At 30.0% G+C, this 1,107-nt stretch carries 1 protein-coding gene; it reads right to left on the bottom strand.

The window, feature by feature from the left end; translation table 11 throughout:
- Positions 1-27: 27 nt before the first annotated feature.
- Positions 28-987, bottom strand: a complete 960-nt coding sequence (gene ybgF, locus AMN80_RS04495) for a tol-pal system protein YbgF (protein ID WP_075520792.1) — start codon at positions 985-987, stop codon at positions 28-30.
- Positions 988-1,107 lie beyond the last annotated feature (120 nt).

Raw genomic sequence — 1,107 nt, 5'->3', positions numbered from 1 at the left:
CTGTTATTAAGATGACCTAAAATTTCTTTATGAACTTTGTTTTTGACAGTCGAACTTTTTCTCTTCATATTTAGCTTTTTGAAGCACAGATTGTTTAGCTTTTGGATACTCTTTTTTTACTCCCTTAATCATTAAACAACCTTGATCTTTTTCTCCAATTTGAACTAATGATACTCCAAGCTTAAGTAAATTTATAGCTGCCTTTTCACTTTTTGGATATTTTTGATAACCTTCTAAATATGCTGACGCAGCATCAGTATACAATTGTCTTATTCTGAAAGTTTCTGCATACCAATATTGAGCACTCCCAGCTAAGTTATGTTCTGGATTATCCATCACGAATTCTCTCAAAGCTCTTTCGGCTGTTGTATAATCACCTTGTTTTAAAAGACTAGTTGCAAAACTATATTGTTCGTTTGGATTTGTTTTTGGCAAAATTTTTTCTTCTGTTACAAAATTTTCCGTAACTACACTGCTCGTTGTTTCAATCGATTGCGTCTTTTGAACTAAATCTTGTGTTTCGGTATCTTTGTAAGTGATTGCACCTAAGTCTTGAGGTTGGGATGTGCCAGGTAAAGCTTTATCAGATTTTGAAGTAACAACGTTATTATTATTGCCAACTTCAAGTTCTTGGAATCTTAGTTGATTATCAGCCTGCACTTTAGATAACCTGCTAGATAGTTTGTCAATTTTAAAATTAATTTCCTCAAACTTATTAGTTAATTGTTGAAACTGTTGTTCGATCTCTGATAACTTTAATAAATGTCTAGTTAGGACATCTTCGTCGTTATTACTTAAAACCGAACTATTACTGTTAATATTTTCTGATGACTGTGAATAAACAGCTTTCTCTAAAGTTTTAACATCTTGTTTTAATTTTTCCAAAATTTCGAGAGTATCCTCCTCAGCACTTAATGGAGAAATTAAGATGCTTAAAGCTATAATGAAATATATAAATGTTTTATTATAAAGTTTGTTAAAAACCATAATCTGATTAATATTTATAATGATGGCAAAAAAAAGACCCTAGTTTTTTTAAAACTAGGATCTAAATTTTTTAATTAATTAGTTTGCTTTTACTGTTACTGATCTTCTATTTTTTGACCA

This window comes from Candidatus Pelagibacter communis (genome assembly GCF_001179985.1).
In the GTDB taxonomy this organism is placed as follows: Bacteria; Pseudomonadota; Alphaproteobacteria; order Pelagibacterales; family Pelagibacteraceae; genus Pelagibacter; species Pelagibacter ubique_J.
Note: the sequence above shows the minus strand (reverse complement) of the source record. Positions and strands in the feature narration are given on the sequence as shown.